Source organism: Neobacillus sp. FSL H8-0543 (genome assembly GCF_038592905.1).
In the GTDB taxonomy this organism is placed as follows: Bacteria; Bacillota; Bacilli; order Bacillales; family Cytobacillaceae; genus Neobacillus.
In genome coordinates this window covers 2,302,932-2,322,059 of record NZ_CP151943.1, presented here as the reverse complement: position 1 = coordinate 2,322,059, position 19,128 = coordinate 2,302,932, and the positions used below count along the sequence as shown (strand labels likewise).

The 19,128-nt window shown below is 41.8% G+C and carries 20 protein-coding genes; 19 read left to right on the top strand and 1 reads right to left on the bottom strand.

Annotated elements, in window-relative coordinates:
- Window positions 1-62: 62 nt before the first annotated feature.
- The 3 genes from NSS81_RS11405 to NSS81_RS11395 all read left to right on the top strand — a co-directional run bounded on the left by NSS81_RS11405 (window position 63) and on the right by NSS81_RS11395 (window position 2,883).
- Window positions 63-272, top strand: a complete 210-nt coding sequence (locus tag NSS81_RS11405) for a hypothetical protein (RefSeq protein ID WP_342433613.1) — start codon at window positions 63-65, stop codon at window positions 270-272.
- A gap of 186 nt (window positions 273-458) precedes the next feature.
- Complete coding sequence (rpoE, locus tag NSS81_RS11400) at window positions 459-1,052, top strand: DNA-directed RNA polymerase subunit delta (RefSeq protein WP_342433612.1); 594 nt, start codon at window positions 459-461, stop codon at window positions 1,050-1,052.
- A gap of 235 nt (window positions 1,053-1,287) precedes the next feature.
- Window positions 1,288-2,883: a CTP synthase gene (locus tag NSS81_RS11395; RefSeq protein ID WP_342433611.1), complete on the top strand. Its 1,596-nt coding sequence runs from the start codon at window positions 1,288-1,290 to the stop codon at window positions 2,881-2,883.
- Between the two features lie 736 nt (window positions 2,884-3,619).
- Here NSS81_RS11395 and NSS81_RS11390 read toward each other — a convergent pair.
- Window positions 3,620-4,135, bottom strand: coding sequence for a DUF2529 domain-containing protein (locus tag NSS81_RS11390; protein WP_342433610.1), 516 nt, complete (start codon window positions 4,133-4,135; stop codon window positions 3,620-3,622).
- Window positions 4,136-4,384: 249 nt separating this feature from the next.
- Here NSS81_RS11390 and NSS81_RS11385 point away from each other — a divergent pair, with 249 nt between their 5' ends.
- The 16 genes from NSS81_RS11385 (at window position 4,385) to NSS81_RS11310 (ending at window position 19,038) form a co-directional block, all read left to right on the top strand.
- A complete protein-coding gene (locus NSS81_RS11385; RefSeq protein WP_342433609.1) occupies window positions 4,385-4,759 on the top strand; it encodes a response regulator in 375 nt (124 codons plus the stop codon).
- A gap of 213 nt (window positions 4,760-4,972) precedes the next feature.
- Window positions 4,973-5,830 (top strand): class II fructose-bisphosphate aldolase, encoded by an 858-nt coding sequence (locus NSS81_RS11380; RefSeq protein ID WP_342433608.1) that lies wholly within the window; start codon window positions 4,973-4,975, stop codon window positions 5,828-5,830.
- Between the two features lie 208 nt (window positions 5,831-6,038).
- Window positions 6,039-6,689, top strand: coding sequence for a fructose-6-phosphate aldolase (fsa, locus tag NSS81_RS11375; protein WP_342433607.1), 651 nt, complete (start codon window positions 6,039-6,041; stop codon window positions 6,687-6,689).
- 404 nt (window positions 6,690-7,093) lie between these two features.
- The gene (locus tag NSS81_RS11370) at window positions 7,094-8,383 is read left to right on the top strand and encodes a UDP-N-acetylglucosamine 1-carboxyvinyltransferase (RefSeq protein WP_342433606.1); all 1,290 of its coding nucleotides are present in this window, start codon (window positions 7,094-7,096) and stop codon (window positions 8,381-8,383) included.
- A gap of 110 nt (window positions 8,384-8,493) precedes the next feature.
- Complete coding sequence (gene glpX / locus NSS81_RS11365; RefSeq protein WP_342433605.1) at window positions 8,494-9,456, top strand: class II fructose-bisphosphatase; 963 nt, start codon at window positions 8,494-8,496, stop codon at window positions 9,454-9,456.
- Between the two features lie 311 nt (window positions 9,457-9,767).
- On the top strand, window positions 9,768-11,033 hold the full coding sequence (gene rho / locus NSS81_RS11360) for a transcription termination factor Rho (protein ID WP_342434000.1): 1,266 nt from the start codon (window positions 9,768-9,770) through the stop codon (window positions 11,031-11,033).
- 336 nt (window positions 11,034-11,369) lie between these two features.
- A complete protein-coding gene (gene rpmE, locus NSS81_RS11355) occupies window positions 11,370-11,591 on the top strand; it encodes a 50S ribosomal protein L31 (RefSeq protein ID WP_179158036.1) in 222 nt (73 codons plus the stop codon).
- Window positions 11,592-11,707: 116 nt separating this feature from the next.
- A complete protein-coding gene (locus tag NSS81_RS11350) occupies window positions 11,708-12,313 on the top strand; it encodes a thymidine kinase (protein WP_342433604.1) in 606 nt (201 codons plus the stop codon).
- Between the two features lie 410 nt (window positions 12,314-12,723).
- Window positions 12,724-13,173: a hypothetical protein gene (locus tag NSS81_RS11345; protein ID WP_342433603.1), complete on the top strand. Its 450-nt coding sequence runs from the start codon at window positions 12,724-12,726 to the stop codon at window positions 13,171-13,173.
- 155 nt (window positions 13,174-13,328) lie between these two features.
- Window positions 13,329-14,402: a peptide chain release factor 1 gene (prfA, locus tag NSS81_RS11340; RefSeq protein WP_342433602.1), complete on the top strand. Its 1,074-nt coding sequence runs from the start codon at window positions 13,329-13,331 to the stop codon at window positions 14,400-14,402.
- Window positions 14,395-15,252, top strand: a complete 858-nt coding sequence (gene prmC / locus NSS81_RS11335) for a peptide chain release factor N(5)-glutamine methyltransferase (protein WP_342433999.1) — start codon at window positions 14,395-14,397, stop codon at window positions 15,250-15,252. Before prfA ends, prmC begins: the two co-directional genes overlap by 8 nt.
- A gap of 79 nt (window positions 15,253-15,331) precedes the next feature.
- Entirely contained in the window at window positions 15,332-15,460 is a 129-nt protein-coding gene (locus NSS81_RS11330) for a hypothetical protein (RefSeq protein ID WP_342433601.1), read from the top strand.
- Window positions 15,461-15,549: 89 nt separating this feature from the next.
- Window positions 15,550-16,356: a stage II sporulation protein R gene (gene spoIIR, locus NSS81_RS11325; RefSeq protein WP_342433600.1), complete on the top strand. Its 807-nt coding sequence runs from the start codon at window positions 15,550-15,552 to the stop codon at window positions 16,354-16,356.
- Window positions 16,357-16,710: 354 nt separating this feature from the next.
- Window positions 16,711-17,157: a hypothetical protein gene (locus NSS81_RS11320; RefSeq protein ID WP_342433599.1), complete on the top strand. Its 447-nt coding sequence runs from the start codon at window positions 16,711-16,713 to the stop codon at window positions 17,155-17,157.
- 174 nt (window positions 17,158-17,331) lie between these two features.
- A complete protein-coding gene (locus tag NSS81_RS11315; protein WP_342433598.1) occupies window positions 17,332-18,375 on the top strand; it encodes an L-threonylcarbamoyladenylate synthase in 1,044 nt (347 codons plus the stop codon).
- 111 nt (window positions 18,376-18,486) lie between these two features.
- Window positions 18,487-19,038, top strand: a complete 552-nt coding sequence (locus NSS81_RS11310) for a manganese efflux pump MntP family protein (RefSeq protein ID WP_342433597.1) — start codon at window positions 18,487-18,489, stop codon at window positions 19,036-19,038.
- Window positions 19,039-19,128: the final 90 nt, after the last annotated feature.

Genomic DNA, 19,128 nt, shown 5'->3' with positions numbered 1-19,128 from the left:
CCTTAATGTGGGTGAAATAAGCAAACATACATACAAAAAGAGGTCCAGGGCGGTGTTGACAGATGAGAGTAAGTCGGATAATCATAGTATTACTAATCAGTGCCTGGCCATTGTATTATCTCTATACACATTCGCTAGGGGCGATTTCATTTCTATTACTAGCAATGTTCTTTCTAGTATTGGCAATTAAGGAGATGAAAGCGCTCAAAGAAGTCAACAAATCAGAGGATAAAAAAGCAGAGCCGGAAAAAATCGGGAGAAACAGCAGATAGAACTAGCATAAACGGCAGAAATTTGTTTATAATGAAGAATATGTCTTTTTATAGGAAATGCGCCAAGCGCCTTGGAGGGAAAGAGTTTTTTTTTCCTAGGAACTTACGCTATACATAGGAGAAATCCTTCCTAAATGGCCGTTATCACTCTAGCAGGGTGTTAAATAGAGAAAGGAAGTGCCGAAATTGAGTTTAAAACAGTTCTCAAAAGAGCAATTAAAGGAATTATCACTCATAGAGATGGCTTACGAATTTTTAGTAAACAGTAAGCAGCCGATTGCCTTTAATGATTTAGTAAAAGAGATTCAATCAGCAGCAGGGGTTTCAGATAAGGAAATGAAAACTAGAATTGCACAATTATACACCGACGTTAATATTGATGGCCGTTTCCTCTCCTTAGGGGATAATCGTTGGGGACTTCGCGTTTGGTATCCAGTGGATACGCAAGAGGAAGAAGTCGTAACGGTTGTAAAACCTAAGAAGAAAAAGGCGAAAAAGAAAGCCGCTGTCGTCGATGATTTCGATGAGATTGAAGAAGAAGAATATGATGATCTTGATGACCTCGATGATTTTGCGGACGATGAAGATGATCTGCTAGACGATGATGATGACGATGAAGACGATGATGATCTTCTTGAAGACGACCTGATTGATGATATTGATGAAGATGTCATTGAAGATGAGGCAGTCATTGATTTAGATGAAGACGATGATGATCTAGACGATGATTTGGAAGAAGAACTGGAAGTAGAAGAAGTAGAGGATGAAGAAGAACTTTAAAAGCGACTTGACTTTTTATTCTTCCCCTTGTAGAATCACTTTTGGGCTCCTTAAAAAAGGAACGGATCATTAATTAGCTAATAAGCGCTCCCTTATAGGGGCGCTTTTTTATTTTTTTATTTTAAACATGCTCTCTCGGCATTTTGCCGAGACTTCTTTATTTTAAAATTTTTTATAAAAGAAGCCTTAAACTAACGGGATATTGCACAAACTGATTTTGAGGAGGATTTATTTTATGACAAAGTATATTTTTGTAACAGGCGGAGTGGTTTCATCCCTAGGAAAAGGGATTACTGCTGCTTCTTTAGGAAGGTTATTGAAAAATCGCGGACTTAGCGTAACCATTCAGAAATGTGATCCATACATCAACGTTGATCCGGGAACGATGAGCCCTTACCAGCATGGGGAAGTGTTCGTTACCGACGATGGTGCGGAGACGGATTTGGACTTAGGTCATTACGAGCGGTTTATTGATATTAATTTGAACAAGTATAGCAACGTAACGACAGGTAGAATCTATTCTACTGTGTTAAGAAAAGAGCGCCGCGGTGAATACTTAGGCGGAACGGTTCAGGTTATTCCGCATATCACAAATGAAATTAAGGAACGAATTTTCCGTGCCGGAAATGAAACGAAGGCAGACGTGATCATAACGGAAATTGGCGGGACAGTCGGTGACATTGAATCACTGCCATTCCTGGAAGCGATTCGCCAAATAAAAAGTGATGTCGGCGCTGATAATGTGATGTACATTCACTGTACGTTAATTCCTTACATTAAAGCAGCCGGCGAAATGAAGACTAAACCAACACAGCACAGTGTTAAAGAGTTGCGTAGCCTTGGTATTCAGCCGAATATTATTGTCGTACGTAATGAAATGCCGGTTTCACAGGATATGAAGGATAAAATTGCCTTATTCTGTGATATAGATGCAAATTCGGTCATTGAATGTATGGATGCCGACACGCTTTATTCGATTCCGCTTGCCCTTCAAGAGCAACATATGGATCAAATTGTTTGTGACCACTTGAAGTTAGTTACTCCTGAAGCAGAAATGACAGAATGGACAGCCCTTGTTGACCGTGTAAAGAATCTTTCTAAAAAAACACGCATTGGTCTTGTTGGGAAATATGTTGAACTTCAGGATGCTTACATCTCTGTTGTCGAAGCTATGAAGCATGCAGGTTATACGTTTGATACGGATGTTGAAATTAAGTGGATTAATGCCGAGCACGTGACGGCTGAAAATGTGGATGAGCTTTTGCGTGATGTCGATGGTATTCTTGTTCCTGGCGGATTTGGCGACCGGGGAATTGAAGGGAAAATCCACGCCACACGCTATGCCCGTGAAACGAAAAGACCGTTCCTTGGCATATGCTTAGGTATGCAATTGGCAACGATTGAGTTTGCGCGCAATGTTCTGGGGTATGAAGGTGCACACTCAACAGAGTTTGATCCAAATACAAAATTTCCAATGATTGATTTACTGCCGGAACAAAAGGACATTGAGGACCTGGGCGGAACATTAAGACTTGGTCTTTATCCATGCCGGATCATTGAAGGAACCAAAGCGTTTGAAGCATATCATGATGAGGTTGTCTACGAGCGTCACCGTCATCGCTATGAGTTCAATAATTTCTATCGTCAAGAGATGGAGAATGCCGGGTTTATTTTCTCTGGTACAAGCCCAGATGGCCGTTTAGTTGAAATCATCGAGCTTAAGGATCACCCATGGTTTGTTGCGTCACAGTTCCATCCGGAATTTGTTTCAAGACCAACCCGTCCGCAGCCGCTTTTCCGCGACTTTATTAAAGCAACGATTCAAAAATAAAGTTTTTTAGCCAGTTCTCTTTGGGGGGACTGGCTTTTTGGTTGTTTTGTTTTCCATAGGCTGTGGCAACGGGGGTTGAGGACAAAATGCGTTCAAGGATTGAGTGAAATGTCTTTAAGAAGGGGTATTAAGGACAAAATGTGTTCAAGGATTGGTGGAATGTCTTTAAGAGGGGTTATTAAAGACAAAACATGTCCAAGGATTGAGTGAAATGTCTTTAAGAGGGGGTATTAAGGACAAAATGTGTTCAAGGATTGAGTGAAATGTCTTTAAGAAGGGGTATTAAGGACAAAATGTGTTCAAGGATTGGTGGAATGTCTTTAAGAGGGGTTATTAAAGACAAAACATGTCCAAGGATTGAGTGGAATGTCTTTAAGAGGGGGTATTAAGGACAAAATGTGTTCAAGGATTGAGTGAAATGTCCTTAAGAAGGGGTATTAAGGACAAAATGTGTTCAAGGATTGAGTGAAATGTCTTTAAGAAGACCAATTAAGGACAAAATGTGTTCAAGGATTGAGTGAAATGTCTTTAAGAGGGGGTATTAAGGACAAAATGTGTTCAAGGATTGAGTGAAATGTCTTTAAGAAGACCAATTAAAGACAAAACGTGTTCAAGGATTGGTGGAATGTCTTTAAGAGGGGTTATTAAAGACAAAACTAGTTCAAGGATTGAGTGAAATGTCTTTAAGAAGGTCTACTGGACAAATCAAAAAAACAGCCTCAACAAAAGGCTGTTTTTACTCATCATACTCTGCTAAAATCTCATCAATCGTAAATTTTAATCCATAATAGACAAACAAGGCTGCCATTAATGAAGGATAGCCATAACGATTCCCGCTATCATCCGGGAGCAAGGCCTTCGTCAACCGCAAATTAATGTGGACATCCGCAAGCCCGGTTAACTGTCCATCCGTATCCGTAGATACTGCAACAAACGGCACTTCTTTTTCCTGAAGCTGAGCTGCAAGTTCTATCGCCTTCTTATCACTGGACGTCCTTGTGAACAGCAGCACTCTGTCAGCTATCGTTAACTCATCAATTGCAGTAAAGAGCTTCGCGTTTGCAAACGGCTCAGCACCTTCTAATGCTTCATGCGCAATAGCCTTCATTTCGTTCGTGCCAAAAATATAAATACTTCCATCGCCAACGGGTGCCTGCGCAAGCAAACGTGCACCATCCTCAAAGGAAAATTCCTCTTTCTCTTCAATTCTCTTAAACAAACCGGTCAACTGGGTTGTAAACATTTTTAACAAAACATACCCCTCCTTAACAACGAATAGTATAAACTTATTTTTAGGTTATGTTAAATTTCATTGTTGATTGAAGCCAAATCAATTTGAAATATATTTATAATTTTTATAAAAAATAAAATTACCATGAATTACCATAAAATAAACTCAGGAAATAAGCAGGATTTTAAGAAGAAATGTCGAATAGTAGACATTGGAATAAACAGGAATTTAAGCATAATTTAATCTATTAAAGATGGAAGAGGTGGAGTTATGAAAAAAGATAAAATATTGATTGTTGATGACCAATTTGGGATACGGATTTTATTAAATGAGGTGTTCCAAAAAGAAGGATACCAGACGTTTCTAGCGGCAAATGGAGTGCAGGCACTTGATATATTAAATAAGCATAACCCTGATCTCGTCTTATTGGATATGAAAATCCCTGGAATGGACGGAATTGAAATTTTAAAAAGAATGAAGGTCATTGAACCAGATATTCGCGTCATCATTATGACGGCTTACGGAGAATTAGATATGATTCAAGAGGCAAAGAACTTAGGAGCAATTACTCATTTTGCGAAACCTTTTGATATTGATGATATCCGCGCCGCTGTTCGTAAACATATACCGCAAAAAACGAACTAATAGAAATAAAAACATTGTTTGCGCTTTCATTATGACAGTTTATAAAACTGTGATAGATTAATGGCATTTCAACCATGCATTTGATATGATACATATGACTTTTAATGGTTAATTATCTTTTAGATTGATACATAATTGGTAATTTAGAGGGAAATCCTTTATACGAGAAGCTCTGTCTGAAAGATAGTTATCCGAAAATAAGGAGGAAACGAAATGCCTTTAGTTTCAATGAAAGAAATGCTTATCAAAGCGAAAGCGGAAGGCTACGCGGTTGGGCAATTTAACCTTAATAATTTAGAATTTACCCAAGCAATTCTTCAAGCGGCACAAGCTGAAAATTCACCAGTAATTCTTGGTGTGTCAGAAGGTGCTGCGCGTTATATGTCTGGTTTCAAAACCGTAGTAAAAATGGTAGAAGGCTTACTAGAAGATCTTAAAATTACTGTTCCAGTTGCCATTCATTTGGATCATGGCTCTAGTTTTGATAAATGTAAAGAAGCAATTGATGCAGGATTTACCTCTGTTATGATTGATGCCTCTCACCACCCATTCGAAGAAAATATTGAAATTACTACTAAAGTAGTTGAATATGCACATTCAAAAGGTGTGTCTGTTGAAGCAGAATTAGGAACAGTTGGCGGACAAGAGGATGATGTTGTTGCTGAAGGCGTAATCTATGCAGATGTCAACGAATGTGTAGAGCTTGTTAAGCGGACTGGCATCGATTGCCTTGCACCTGCATTAGGATCTGTTCACGGACCTTACAAGGGTGAACCAAATCTTGGTTTTAAAGAAATGGAAGAAATCGGTAAGGCTACAAATATGCCGCTTGTTCTTCACGGCGGAACAGGAATTCCATTGAAAGATATCCAAAAATCTGTTTCATTAGGAACAGCGAAAATCAATGTGAACACTGAAAACCAAATCACATCTGCTAAAGCAGTACGAGAAACATTAGCTGCATTGCCAGATGAGTACGATCCACGTAAATACTTAGGACCTGCTCGTGAAGCAATCAAAGAAACCGTTATCGGGAAAATGCGCGAATTCGGTTCATCAGGTAGAGCATAATAAGAAAAGCGGAAGCGACCTTGTGAGGCTAGGCGTTGAGGCTAGACATGAAAATTCAAGTGGCCCTAGTTCTATAGCTACTTGAATTTGCTTGTCCATATTTGTTACCATTATTATGAAGTTGAAACCGCCCTTGGAAAACAGGGCGGTTTCAATCTGTAAAGTGTTAGTGAAAATCTTGTCGAAAAAATAGAAGGAGGGAAAATATATGAAATTTTTTATTGATACAGCTAATTTAGAAGAAATTCGTGAAGTGAATGAACTTGGTTTATTAGCGGGGGTAACAACAAACCCATCTCTCGTAGCCAGAGAAAAAGGTGTATCATTCCATGACCGGATTAGAGAAATTGCTGAGCTTGTACCAGGATCTGTAAGTGCAGAGGTGATTGCACTTGATGCAGAAGGAATGATTCGTGAAGGATTGGAATTAGCAGCGATTGCGCCAAACATCACGGTAAAAGTACCAATGACACCAGACGGTTTAAAGGCGTGCCATGCTTTTTCAAAAAAAGGAATTAAAACAAACGTAACGTTAATTTTCAATGCGAACCAAGCATTGCTTGCAGCTAGAGCAGGGGCTACCTACGTATCACCATTCCTTGGTAGATTAGATGATATCGGCCAAAATGGATTAGAATTAATCTCACAGATTGCAGAAATTTTTGCGATTCATGGAATTGAATCAGAAATTATTGCTGCTTCCATCAGAAACCCGATTCATGTAACAGAGTCTGCCTTACGTGGAGCACATATCGCAACCATCCCTTACAAAGTATTGATTGGATTGACCCAGCATCCATTAACAGACAAAGGAATTGAGGCTTTCTTAAAGGATTGGGAAGGCCGCACTAACGCATAAAATACCCGAATTTTATCATTTTATGTAACTTTTTTTAAATAGCATACATGAAAATAGAAAAAACGTGTAAACTAGATGATAGACAATTTGTCGGAATTTGATGTTTACTGTTAAGAAAGCGCAAGCGCCCTGTCCAGTGGCGTATGGCCTCCTCGAAAAAGCTAACGCTTTTTCTTCGTGCGATGATTATGCTGTCGAAGCCTTCCTTGTGGAGCGCTCCAACTGAGATAAAGGAAACACGAAGAGCCGGAGGCGATTCGATGTTGACTTATCGTAGGGCGGAGAGCGAAGGACACTAGCCACTAGGGTGCTTGCGCTGGACAATTAAAAATATACCCACAGCCTCGCTGGATCGTTTTATTTATCCAGACCCATGACTGGCAAAGGCTTAGAAGGGAGTCGAAATGGAAAAACTAAAAATTGCGGGCGGTTATCCCTTAAAAGGAACCGTTAGAATAAGTGGAGCAAAAAACAGTGCGGTTGCATTAATACCTGCGACGATTTTGGCTGAATCACCGGTCACTATAGAAGGATTACCGGATATTTCCGATGTTGAAATCCTGAAGGACCTGCTCGAAGAAATTGGCGGTAAAGTGGAACTTTCCGATGATTTTGATATGACAGTTGATCCATCGACGATGATTTCAATGCCTTTGCCAAATGGGAAGGTAAAGAAGCTGCGCGCTTCTTATTACTTAATGGGTGCCATGCTTGGCCGTTTTAAAAAGGCAGTCATCGGTTTACCTGGAGGCTGTCATTTAGGTCCAAGACCGATTGATCAGCATATAAAAGGCTTTGAAGCACTAGGTGCAGTGGTAACGAATGAGCAAGGCGCCATCTATCTTCGTGCTGACGAGCTTCGCGGTGCACGCATTTATTTAGACGTCGTCAGTGTTGGCGCAACGATAAATATCATGCTTGCTGCGGTAAGAGCAAAGGGACGTACGATTATCGAGAATGCGGCAAAAGAACCGGAAATCATTGATGTGGCAACGCTGTTAACAAATATGGGCGCCAAGATTAAGGGTGCAGGAACCGATGTCATTCGCATTGATGGTGTCGATAGCCTTCACGGCTGCCGCCACACGATTATCCCTGACCGGATTGAAGCGGGAACCTATATGATTATCGGTGCTGCTGTTGGTGATGGTGTATTAATCGATAATGTTATTCCGCATCACTTGGAGTCTTTAATTGCCAAGTTGCGAGAAATGGGTGTTCAGGTGGAATCAAAGGATGACCAGGTGTATGTAAAGGGTTCGAATAACCTGAAAACCGTCGACATTAAAACCCTTGTCTACCCCGGATTTCCAACAGACCTGCAACAGCCATTTACATCACTGTTGACAAAGGCAACTGGCTCCTGTGTTGTAACTGATACCATATATAGTGCTCGTTTTAAACATATTGACGAGCTAAGAAGAATGAACGCCAATATTAAAGTTGAGGGACGCTCAGCAATCATCAACGGTCCGATTCAGCTTCAGGGTGCAAAGGTCAAGGCAAGTGACCTAAGAGCCGGAGCGGCATTGGTAATCGCTGGATTAATTGCTGAAGGTGTAACAGAAGTAACTGGACTTGAGCATATTGACAGAGGCTACAGTCATCTTGTTGAAAAGCTAAATGGCCTCGGAGCAACGATCTGGCGTGAAGCTTTATCAAAAGAAGAAGTTGAACAACTAAAAAATACGTGAATAAGCTATACTAATCTGCTGAATCTGTTATACTATTGGTGAAGCAACACTAGATATGAAGTATACAACAATATAGGAACGTATAATAGATAAATTGGGGGATTGAACCGATGGAAAGAAGTTTATCAATGGAGCTTGTCCGTGTAACAGAAGCAGCAGCACTTGCTTCTGCACGCTGGATGGGACGCGGACTAAAAGACGAAGCAGATGGTGCAGCAACCTCGGCTATGCGTGATGTGTTTGACACGATTCCAATGAAGGGCACTGTAGTTATCGGTGAGGGCGAAATGGACGAGGCACCGATGCTTTATATCGGTGAAAAGCTTGGGACAGGCTTTGGCCCGCGTGTCGATGTCGCAGTTGATCCGCTTGAGGGAACCAATATTGTAGCTGCTGGGGGCTGGAATGCACTTGCAGTCCTGGCCATTGCTGACCATGGGAATCTTCTTCATGCACCCGATATGTACATGGAAAAAATCGCAGTCGGTCCTGAAGCAGTCGGATTAATTGATATTAATGCCTCTGTGCTCGATAACTTAAAAGCAGTCGCAAAAGCGAAAAACAAAGGCATCGAAGACGTGGTGGCTACTGTGTTAAATCGTCCCCGTCATGCACATATCATTGCCCAGCTTCGCGAAGCTGGCGCAAGAATTAAATTGATTAATGACGGTGATGTTGCCGGGGCAATCAATACTGCCTTTGATAACACTGGCGTTGACATTTTATTCGGCTCTGGAGGCGCACCTGAAGGGGTTATCTCAGCCGTAGCCCTAAAATGTCTTGGCGGTGAGATCATGGGTAAGTTAGTACCACAAAATGATGCTGAGCTTCAGCGATGCATCAAAATGGGCATTGATGTCAGCAAAGTGCTTCGTATGGAAGACCTGGTAAAAGGCGATGATGCCATCTTCGCTGCAACAGGTGTTACAGATGGAGAATTGCTTCGTGGAGTCCAATTTAAAGGCTCCTATGGCTCAACACACTCGATCGTTATGCGTGCAAAGTCAGGAACCGTTCGATTTGTTGAAGGACGTCATAGCTTGAAAAAGAAACCAAATTTAGTCATCAGGTAATACCAATAGAGAGAGGCTAGGTTAGAAAAACTAGTCTCTTATCCTTTTTTTAACATCAGACATTAATCCAGCAAAAATATAGTTGATTATTATTTAATATAAAGGGTAAAATAGATATTATTTTAGTATGCAATAATCTGCTATTCTATTCATTTCTTTACTACTTCAAAGTACGAGACTATTCCCCAATCTCTCTTTTTCTAACTTAAATCGTTTTGTGTGAAATGATATTAAAAAAAATCCCGCTACTATTTAGGTAAATGAATTCCGACTGTGGAATAGAGAAAAAATATAATAAGTGTGGTGCACAAATGGAATTAACAATTTCAAGTTTAGAAAGTATGAAGCTGAAGGAACTTTATGAGCTAGCTCGCGAATATAAAGTAACCTACTACAGCAAATTATCAAAAAAGGAACTAATTTTTGCTATATTAAAGGCCCGTGCCGAGCAGCAAGGATATTTCTTTATGCAAGGTGTTTTAGAAATTATTCAGTCAGAGGGCTTTGGTTTCTTACGACCGATTAACTATTCGCCAAGCTCAGAAGATATTTATATTTCCGCATCGCAAATCCGCCGTTTTGACCTTCGCAATGGTGATAAAGTATCCGGTAAGGTTCGACCTCCTAAAGAAAATGAACGATACTACGGACTTTTACATGTAGAAGCGGTTAACGGTGAAGACCCGGAATCTGCTAAAGAACGCGTTCACTTCCCAGGATTAACTCCTCTTTATCCAGATAGACACATGAAACTCGAAACAACTCCAAAATATCTTTCCACAAGAATTATGGATGTCGTTGCTCCAGTTGGTTTTGGACAAAGGGGCTTAATTGTTGCACCACCAAAAGCGGGTAAAACGATGCTGTTAAAAGAAATTGCTAACAGCATTACCTTAAACCACCCGGAAGTGGAATTAATCGTGCTTCTAATTGATGAGCGTCCCGAAGAGGTGACCGATATTGAACGTTCTGTTGTCGGTGACGTTGTAAGCTCAACTTTTGATGAAGTGCCAGAAAACCATATAAAAGTGGCCGAGCTTGTCCTCGACCGCGCGATGCGTTTAGTCGAGCACAAACGCGATGTCGTCATTTTAATGGACAGCATCACCCGTTTGGCACGTGCCTACAACCTAGTCATCCCGCCAAGCGGCAGAACGCTTTCCGGCGGTATCGACCCAGCAGCCTTCCACCGTCCAAAACGTTTCTTCGGTGCAGCGCGTAACATCGAGGAAGGCGGAAGCTTAACAATTCTGGCAACCGCATTAGTTGACACGGGTTCACGTATGGACGATGTCATTTATGAAGAATTTAAAGGGACAGGCAATATGGAGCTCCATCTTGATCGTCAGCTCGCTGAACGCCGCATCTTCCCAGCACTTGACATTCGTCGTTCAGGAACGCGGAAAGAAGAATTGCTTCTTCCGAAGGACCATCTCGATAAATTATGGGCCATCAGAAAATCAATGCAAGACTCACCCGATTTTGTCGAACGCTTCTTGAAAAAGCTGCGCCAAACAAAATCCAACGAAGAATTCTTCACCCAAATTGGGGAAGAACTAAAAGGAAGACGGTCTTAATTTAATTAAGTCTGTAGGCCAATTGGTGATTTTGCTAACTCTGTTGATTGGAGCGGAAGGCACGAGACTCCTGCAGGAGTACGGGGCTGGGGAGACCTCACAGGCGCTTAAGCGCCGAGGAGGCTCCCCGGCACGCCTGCGGAAAGCGAAGTGCCTGGAGCTCCAATCAACATCTATGTAAAAGAGAAGAAATCCACAAAATCCCAACTTGCCAAAACAGGGTGACCTTGTTATAATAATTCCAGTGTGTTTTTAGTATATTGTGCAAAGGTCTTAAAGCCTTGCATTTATGATAACTCTGTCTCGAAAGATTCAGGGCGGAAGGAGATGAAAAGAATGAAAGCAGGAATTCATCCAAATTATAAAATGGTACAGGTGACATGTGCTTGCGGAAATACTTTTGAAACTGGTTCAGTTAAAAATGAAATTCGCGTTGAAACATGTTCAGAATGTCATCCATTCTATACTGGTCGTCAAAAATTCGCTGAAGCTGGCGGACGTGTAGACCGTTTCAACAAAAAGTACGGCCTTAAAGATCCAAACGCGCAACAACAATAATTACTCAAAACAGGCAAGCAGAAACTTACTTGCCTGTTTTTTAATTTAAATGAACTTATTAAAAATTATTATAGATTCTATAAGAGGCTTTGTGCTTTGGAAGGAGACGCCGATTTATGTATTTGATGAAGCAACTCGGATGGGTTGAGGTTATCTGTGGTAGTATGTTTTCGGGTAAATCAGAAGAATTGATTCGTCGTGTCAGACGTGCTCAATTCGCTAAACAAAAAATTGCTGTATTCAAACCAAAATTAGATAATCGCTACGCAGAACAATCTGTCGTTTCTCATAATGGTTCTTCTTTTCAGGCGAAGCAAATTTCTCATTCGATTGAGATTCTGCATCATGTAGAGGCAGATATCGATATCGTCGCCATCGATGAGGTTCAATTTTTTGATGAAGGCATTGTCAGGATCGTTCAACAGCTTGCCGACAGAGGTCATCGTATCGTTGTCGCAGGACTTGATATGGATTTCCGTGGCGAGCCCTTTGGCCAAATGCCGGCGCTGATGGCAGTTGCTGAACAAGTTACTAAGCTTCAGGCAGTCTGTACGGTATGTGGTTCACCATCAAGCAGAACACAGAGACTCATCAACGGCAGTCCGGCTTCCTACCATGACCCAGTCATCTTAGTCGGTGCAGCGGAAGCTTACGAACCGCGCTGTCGTCACCATCACGAAGTTCCAAAAACAGCCGCTACATACGCAAGTGTAGTAAAATAGCCTGACAGTCTAAGTCTAAGAGGAGCGCCTCTTGGGCTTTTTTTTATTAACCTATGTTAAAGGTTATTGTTGATTTTATAAAATTTAAGAATCTAAATAGACGGAGAAATTCCGCTTATTTGGTAAAAAGCATTAAAAATAGCCTAAATAGACGGAGAGATTCCGCCTATTTATATAAAAAACATAAAAATGGGGGATTTTGCATAGCATAACCGGAAAATCTCCGCTTATATTCCACGAAACGAGCTCCATTTTTCAAATAACCGGAAAATCTTCGCTTATTTTACTTTCGCTGGTTATTTAAGCGCAAATCAACAGACTTGGTTAACACAGCCTTTATTAAAATGGAAGGATTTCACTGAACTGTTCAATCCGCGAGCGGGCATGCTAGTAAATGGGAGGTGACATTTTTGAAAAAGTGGATATTTCTCATTTTACTTATGATGATTATGTTAACCGCGTGTCAGGCTAGAAATGAAGAAACTGCATATGATTTGCGAACGGACCAGAGTAATCCGAACTTCATGTCGAATCGTGCAAACCACGAGAATATTAATCGTCAGCACCAGGTGCAGGATGATATTACTGGTCAAAACCCTAATTTCCTTGATATTCGAAGAATCGGAACAGATGGAGAAGCGAATAGGAACAACTTTGGCTCAGATATCGATAAGGCTAAACAGGTTGTTAATAAATCAGCTGACTTTGAGTTAACTTCTGTTCGTGTCAGCAACAGCGGCGACAGAATGATCGTAACCGTGAATCCAAAGGGTCAACATAATATTAATGATATCGAGCGCTTGGAAAAGGACCTTGTCCAATCCTTGCCGCGTTATTATATTAAGGTACGCGTAAGATAACATGCTCTGTTTAAGGGCATGTTTTTTTCCCTATTGGCAGCTTTTTTTTGTCACCAAAAACAGGAAAAATTTATCTTCAACTAATTTGGTTTTGACGGGGGTTTTCACCTATACTATAATTATAATGTTATGGACTAAAATAGAGGTGAGTAACTGTGTACGATCGTCTTCAATCGGTTGAAGATCGTTATGAAAGGCTAAATGAACTTTTAAGCGATCCAACAATAATTAATGATTCAAAGAAGCTACGTGAATATTCGAAAGAACAATCTGATATACAAGAGACAGTTCAAACGTATCGTCAATATAAAGAGACGCGTGAAGAACTCAAGGATGCCAAATTGATGCTTGAGGATAAGCTTGATGCGGATATGCGGGAAATGGTTAAGGAAGAAGTCAGTGAGCTCGAAGCACAGGTAGAAGAGTTAGAAGCGAAAATGAAGCTTCTTCTCGTTCCAAAAGACCCGAATGATGACAAGAACGTTATCATGGAAATCCGCGGAGCTGCTGGCGGAGACGAGGCGGCATTATTTGCCGGCACATTATACCGTATGTACAGCCGCTTTGCTGATGCACAGGGCTGGAAAACGGAAGTAATGGATGCGAGTCCGACAGGTCTTGGCGGCTACAAAGAGATTATTTTTATGATTACGGGTAAGGGCGCATTCTCAAAACTAAAATTTGAAAATGGCGCGCACCGGGTACAACGTGTGCCAGAAACAGAATCAGGCGGGCGAATTCATACGTCAACGGCAACGGTTGCTTGCTTGCCGGAAGCGGAAGAATTTGAATATGAAATCCATGAAAAGGATATTCGCTTTGATGCCTTTGCTTCAAGTGGCGCTGGCGGACAGAGTGTTAACACGACGATGTCAGCAGTTCGGTTAACGCATTTACCAACAGGTATCGTCGTTTCTATCCAGGATGAAAAATCCCAGCATAAAAACAAAGACAAAGCGATGAAGGTGTTACGTGCGCGTGTTTATGATAAATTCCAGCAGGAAGCGCAAGCAGAGCTTGATCAAGTTCGTAAATCTGCGGTAGGTACCGGTGATCGTTCAGAGCGTATTCGTACCTATAACTTTCCGCAAAATCGCGTTACTGATCACCGTATCGGGTTAACGATTCAAAAGCTCGATCAAATAATCGAAGGCAAGCTTGATGATGTGATTGATGCATTAGTTCTTGAAGATCAATCGAAAAAGCTTGAACATGCGTCCGATGAATAAAAAAGTGTTCGAAGCTCTGAAATGGGCTTCTTCTTTTTTAGAAAAAGCAAATAGGGATGCCAATGCAGGTGAATTGTTGCTCCGCCATTTCACGGATATGACGCGGGCACAGCTGTTTGCCAATATTCGTGAGGAATTAACACCAGAGCAATGGACTAAATTTGAGACTGCCGTCAAGGAACATTACAAGGGGACGCCGATTCAATATATCATCGGTCATGAGGAGTTTTATGGGCGGGTGTTTACTGTGAATGAAGCGGTCCTGATTCCGAGGCCGGAAACAGAAGAGCTTGTTTTTGAAACCTTGAAACGAATGAATAGCCTCGAACGTGAGGAGTTAAAGCTTGTCGATATTGGCACGGGCAGCGGAGCAATTGCGATTAGCCTGAAGCTGGAACGACCGTCCTTACAGGTTTATGCTTCTGATATTGCTGAGGATTCCTTGGCAGTGGCGAGGGAGAATGCTCAGCGGCTAGGAGCAGATGTTGAATTTGTCCGTGGGGATTTGCTTCAGCCGTTTATCGGTCAGCGGATGGATGTTGTGGTTTCGAACCCGCCCTATATTCCTGTCGATGACATCAACACAATGTCCGAGGTAGTCACTGAGCATGAACCTCACCGGGCGTTGTTTGCCGGAGACGATGGTCTCGACTTTTATCGCCGCTTTATGGTCGAGCTTCCACAGGTGCTAGCTGCTAGCGCGCTCGTTGCGTTTGAAATTGGGGCTGGTCAGGGGGAAGCGGTAGCCGACCTTTTTAAAAAGGCATTTGAAGACGTTAAAGTGGAAATCGTCAATGATATTAACGGCAAGGACCGCATGGTGTTTGCAGAAATTAACTCCGGAGACTAAGACTCTGGGGTTTTTTCGGCGAGCTCGATGAACGACAAAACGGTGTCGGCGAAGGATGGAAAAGTCGTTCATAAGCTCGATGAACGACAAAACGGTGTCGGTGAAGGATGGAAATGTCTTTCATAAGCTCGATGAACGGACAAAACCCCTTCGATTAAAAGGGGAAATGTCTAAAAGAGCGCTTTATTCTGCAGCAAAAGTACAGTAAAAAGTAAATCTCTCATTTTTTAAAAATTTAATAGTTTAAGATTCTTGGTTTCTGTCCACAATGTAGATAGTGAAGGGACGGTGCCAAGCATGAATAGTAAAGTGTTAGTCTGGTCTTATTTAATCATTTTATCGTTTGCGACGATTTTAAATTTATATATGCCGAAAAATGAAGCAATCGCGAAGGATTCGATTGTCATTCCGGGTGAGGCGATTCGCCTGAGGATTCTTGCTAATAGTGATTCAGGGCCTGATCAGGAGATTAAACGAAAGGTCCGCGATGCCGTGAATGCGCAAATTACCTTATGGGTTCAGGATTTAACCTCACTAGAAAAAGCAAAAGAGGTAATTCAATCAAAGGTTCCGGAAATCCAGAAGATTGCTGAAAAGGTTGTCGCTGAACAAAAGTCAACCCAGGATGTAAACGTGGAGTTTGGCAAGGTTCAGTTTCCGACGAAATTATATGGACAATTTTTATATCCAGCGGGAGAATACCAAGCGATCTTAATTACATTGGGTGAAGGGGTAGGCGCCAATTGGTGGTGCGTGCTTTATCCACCATTATGTTTCCTGGACTTCTCTAATGGAGTGGCTGTTGGTGATGGCTTTGAGGATAATCAAACGGTCAAGGCAGCAATGATGGAACCAAAAGTAGAAGAAGTAGATGTTATAGAGGAAGTAGAAGTTGAAGAAGAAGTATTGAAAAAAAAGCCGGTTGATAGGGATGAACCGACAGATATAGTAGTTGAAGAAGAAGAACCTGTAATTATAGATGGTATCGAAGAGAGCGACGAGAGTATAGAAGAAGAGTCAGCTCCTGTTTATACAGCGGAAGACGAGCAGCCGGTTAAAGTTAAATTCTTTGTAATCGAATTATGGGAGAGCATCTTCCATTAGAAGAGAATTCTAATTGAAAGGGTGAGACGCTACTACGAAAAGTAGAGGCTCACCCTTTTTTCTTGGTTCTGTTAGAGGTTATTGTTGATTTTATAACTATGTTGATTGGAGCGGAAGGCGCGAGACTCCTGCGGGAGTACGGGGCTGGTGAGACCCCGCAGGAGCGAAGCGACGAGGAGGCTCACCGGACCGCCCGCGGAAAGCGAAGTGCCTGGAGCGCAAATCAACAGCCAAGTTAACCGAGACTTTTTCTTATAAAAGAACAAAAAATTTCACTAGAGTTCTCATACCAACCGTTCTATTTACTCTATTAATTCATAATAATAGAGTAACATAAGGAAATGGGGTGTTGGAATGCAAGCACTTATTCGCTGCGCCAATCAAGAGGATTTAGGAAAATTGAGAGAGTTTTTAACACTGGCTAGTTTGGGGACAGATGGATTAACCGAGGAAACGGTAGAGTACTTTTTGCTGCTAGAGGATGAGGATTCTAATGTTAAGGGTACACTTGGAATGGAGGCGATCAAGGAGTTCGGGCTACTTCGTTCGTTAGCGGTGACAACGGGACAGGCGGATAAGGATATTCTCCTTCTATTTAATCAAATGCTCCAACTAGCAAAGGACAAAGGGTTGAGCGATTTATTTTTAGCAACGAATAAAGGAGCGGCAATTGGATTTTTTGAACTGCTTGGGTTTAAGATTGTGGATAGGGACGATTTACCCGTTGAGTTTTACAAGTTAGAACACATTCGACACGTTTTAAATGTGGATAACTCGTTATTTTTAAAATTTTCACTATGATTGTTGAAGAATCCCCAAAGTTATCCCCATTTTTAACATTGTTATGCACAATTTGTGGATAAGACCTTGTATTTATCCTCAGCATCTTTTATACTTTCAAAGGAAATATGAGACTAAGAGCCTAATTTCGGCAAATTTCGATAATATACGCGTTTTAAATAAAGGTGGATAACTATGGACACAAAAGTATGGATCGTGGATAAATATGTGGATAAACTTGAAAATAATCCACAGGTTGTGGATGCTGCCCATTTTTTACGGGAAAATGAGGTAGTTGCCCTGCCGACAGAGACAGTTTACGGCTTAGGCGGGAACGCAGAAAGCGATGAGGCAGTCGCGAAAATTTTCATGGCCAAGGGACGACCGAGTGATAATCCACTGATTATCCACATTGCGGATAAACAGCAGCTTACTCGCTTTGTGAAAGAAGTTCCAGAGAAAGCGGAAAGGTTAATGGACAAGTTTTGGCCAGGTCCATTGACGATTATTTTTAAAAAGAAACATGGTATTCTGTCTGAAAAAGCAACAGCGGGCTTAGATACAGTTGCTGTTAGGCTTCCAGATCATCCTGTCGCGCTGGCGTTGCTGCAGGCCTGTCAGCTACCGATTGCGGCTCCGAGCGCGAATAGCTCGGGGAAACCTTCGCCTACAAACGCCGGGCATGTGCTGGATGATCTAAATGGAAAAATATCTGGCGTGCTCGATGGTGGTCCAACGGGTGTCGGTGTGGAATCAACAGTTATTGATTGTACGGAATCGATTCCAGTCATTTTAAGACCAGGTGGGGTAACAAAAGAGCAGATAGAGGCGGTCATTGGTGAGGTGCAGTTGGATCCTGCACTCCTAGACGAGGCGTCGAAACCAAAATCACCGGGGATGAAATACAAGCACTATGCACCGGATGCCCCCTTGTATTTAGTTAATGGAAGCAAAGTATTCCTGCAGGAGCTGGTTGAAGAAAAACAGCGGGACGGTTTACGTGTCGGTATCCTGACCACAAAGGAAAATCGCAGCGAGTACAATGCGGCGCTTGTTTTAGCCTGCGGAAAACGTTCGGAGCTTGAGACGGTGGCGACGGCGCTTTATGATACCTTAAGGGCTTTTAATCAGGAAAAGGTGGACATTATTTTTAGTGAAATGTTTCCGAATACCGGTGTTGGTCACGCGATTATGAATCGCCTGCAAAAAGCAGCCGGAAATAGAATAATAAATGAGTAAATGCCAGTCAGCACGACTGGTATTTTTTTGAACCAGCTAATCCTTGTTAACTTCTAAATCATTTTGGACGTGCATATCTTGAATAAGGGCAAGTCTGAGGGGAGGGCAAGTATGATTGGGGAAATTATTACGCTGTTGTTAATGGCGTTTGCATTAGGGATGGATGCCTTTTCCGTAGGACTTGGGATGGGCATGTTTAAATTGCGGTTAAGGCAAATTTTTAGCATTGGAATTACTATTGGCTTTTTTCATGTTTGGATGCCGTTTGTAGGAATGTTTGCCGGAAAATTTTTATCTGAGAAATTCGGAACGTTTGCCTCATTGCTAGGAGGTTTGCTGTTAATTTTGTTAGGTTTGCAGATGATTTGGGGCGGGGTCAAAAAAGACGAGAAGAGTACGTTGCTGGCACCTGCAGGTTTTGGGCTGCTTTTATTTGCCTTAAGTGTGAGCCTTGATAGCTTTTCGCTTGGATTAACGTTAGGAATTTATGGCGCGAAAACCATTTTGGTTATTGCTTTCTTCGGTGTTGCCGCTGCCATTTTAACATGGTCGGGGTTGATGCTCGGGAGGAAATTTCAAGGCTGGCTTGGGTACTATGGTGAGGCTTTGGGCGGCAGTATCCTGTTAGCCTTCGGAATCAAGTTGCTTATGCCTCTTTTCTAATGACCATCCACGATCTTTAGAAGGGTTTTTGTAATGCTTTGTCCATTCGAAAAAATTTTGTTAAAATAATACATATCATAGAGGGAAAGG

What these genes read in the sequence shown, in the direction of transcription:
- NSS81_RS11405 (WP_342433613.1), top strand. Translation starts at nt 63, where the DNA reads ATGAGAGTAAGTCGGATAATCATAGTATTACTAATCAGTGCCTGGCCA.
- NSS81_RS11395 (WP_342433611.1), top strand. Translation starts at nt 1,288, where the DNA reads ATGACAAAGTATATTTTTGTAACAGGCGGAGTGGTTTCATCCCTAGGA.
- NSS81_RS11385 (WP_342433609.1), top strand. Translation starts at nt 4,385, where the DNA reads ATGAAAAAAGATAAAATATTGATTGTTGATGACCAATTTGGGATACGG.
- NSS81_RS11380 (WP_342433608.1), top strand. Translation starts at nt 4,973, where the DNA reads ATGCCTTTAGTTTCAATGAAAGAAATGCTTATCAAAGCGAAAGCGGAA.
- fsa (WP_342433607.1), top strand. Translation starts at nt 6,039, where the DNA reads ATGAAATTTTTTATTGATACAGCTAATTTAGAAGAAATTCGTGAAGTG.
- NSS81_RS11370 (WP_342433606.1), top strand. Translation starts at nt 7,094, where the DNA reads ATGGAAAAACTAAAAATTGCGGGCGGTTATCCCTTAAAAGGAACCGTT.
- glpX (WP_342433605.1), top strand. Translation starts at nt 8,494, where the DNA reads ATGGAAAGAAGTTTATCAATGGAGCTTGTCCGTGTAACAGAAGCAGCA.
- rho (WP_342434000.1), top strand. Translation starts at nt 9,768, where the DNA reads ATGGAATTAACAATTTCAAGTTTAGAAAGTATGAAGCTGAAGGAACTT.
- rpmE (WP_179158036.1), top strand. Translation starts at nt 11,370, where the DNA reads ATGAAAGCAGGAATTCATCCAAATTATAAAATGGTACAGGTGACATGT.
- NSS81_RS11350 (WP_342433604.1), top strand. Translation starts at nt 11,708, where the DNA reads ATGTATTTGATGAAGCAACTCGGATGGGTTGAGGTTATCTGTGGTAGT.
- prmC (WP_342433999.1), top strand. Translation starts at nt 14,395, where the DNA reads ATGAATAAAAAAGTGTTCGAAGCTCTGAAATGGGCTTCTTCTTTTTTA.
- NSS81_RS11330 (WP_342433601.1), top strand. Translation starts at nt 15,332, where the DNA reads ATGAACGACAAAACGGTGTCGGTGAAGGATGGAAATGTCTTTCATAAG.
- spoIIR (WP_342433600.1), top strand. Translation starts at nt 15,550, where the DNA reads ATGAATAGTAAAGTGTTAGTCTGGTCTTATTTAATCATTTTATCGTTT.
- NSS81_RS11320 (WP_342433599.1), top strand. Translation starts at nt 16,711, where the DNA reads ATGCAAGCACTTATTCGCTGCGCCAATCAAGAGGATTTAGGAAAATTG.
- NSS81_RS11315 (WP_342433598.1), top strand. Translation starts at nt 17,332, where the DNA reads ATGGACACAAAAGTATGGATCGTGGATAAATATGTGGATAAACTTGAA.
- NSS81_RS11310 (WP_342433597.1), top strand. Translation starts at nt 18,487, where the DNA reads ATGATTGGGGAAATTATTACGCTGTTGTTAATGGCGTTTGCATTAGGG.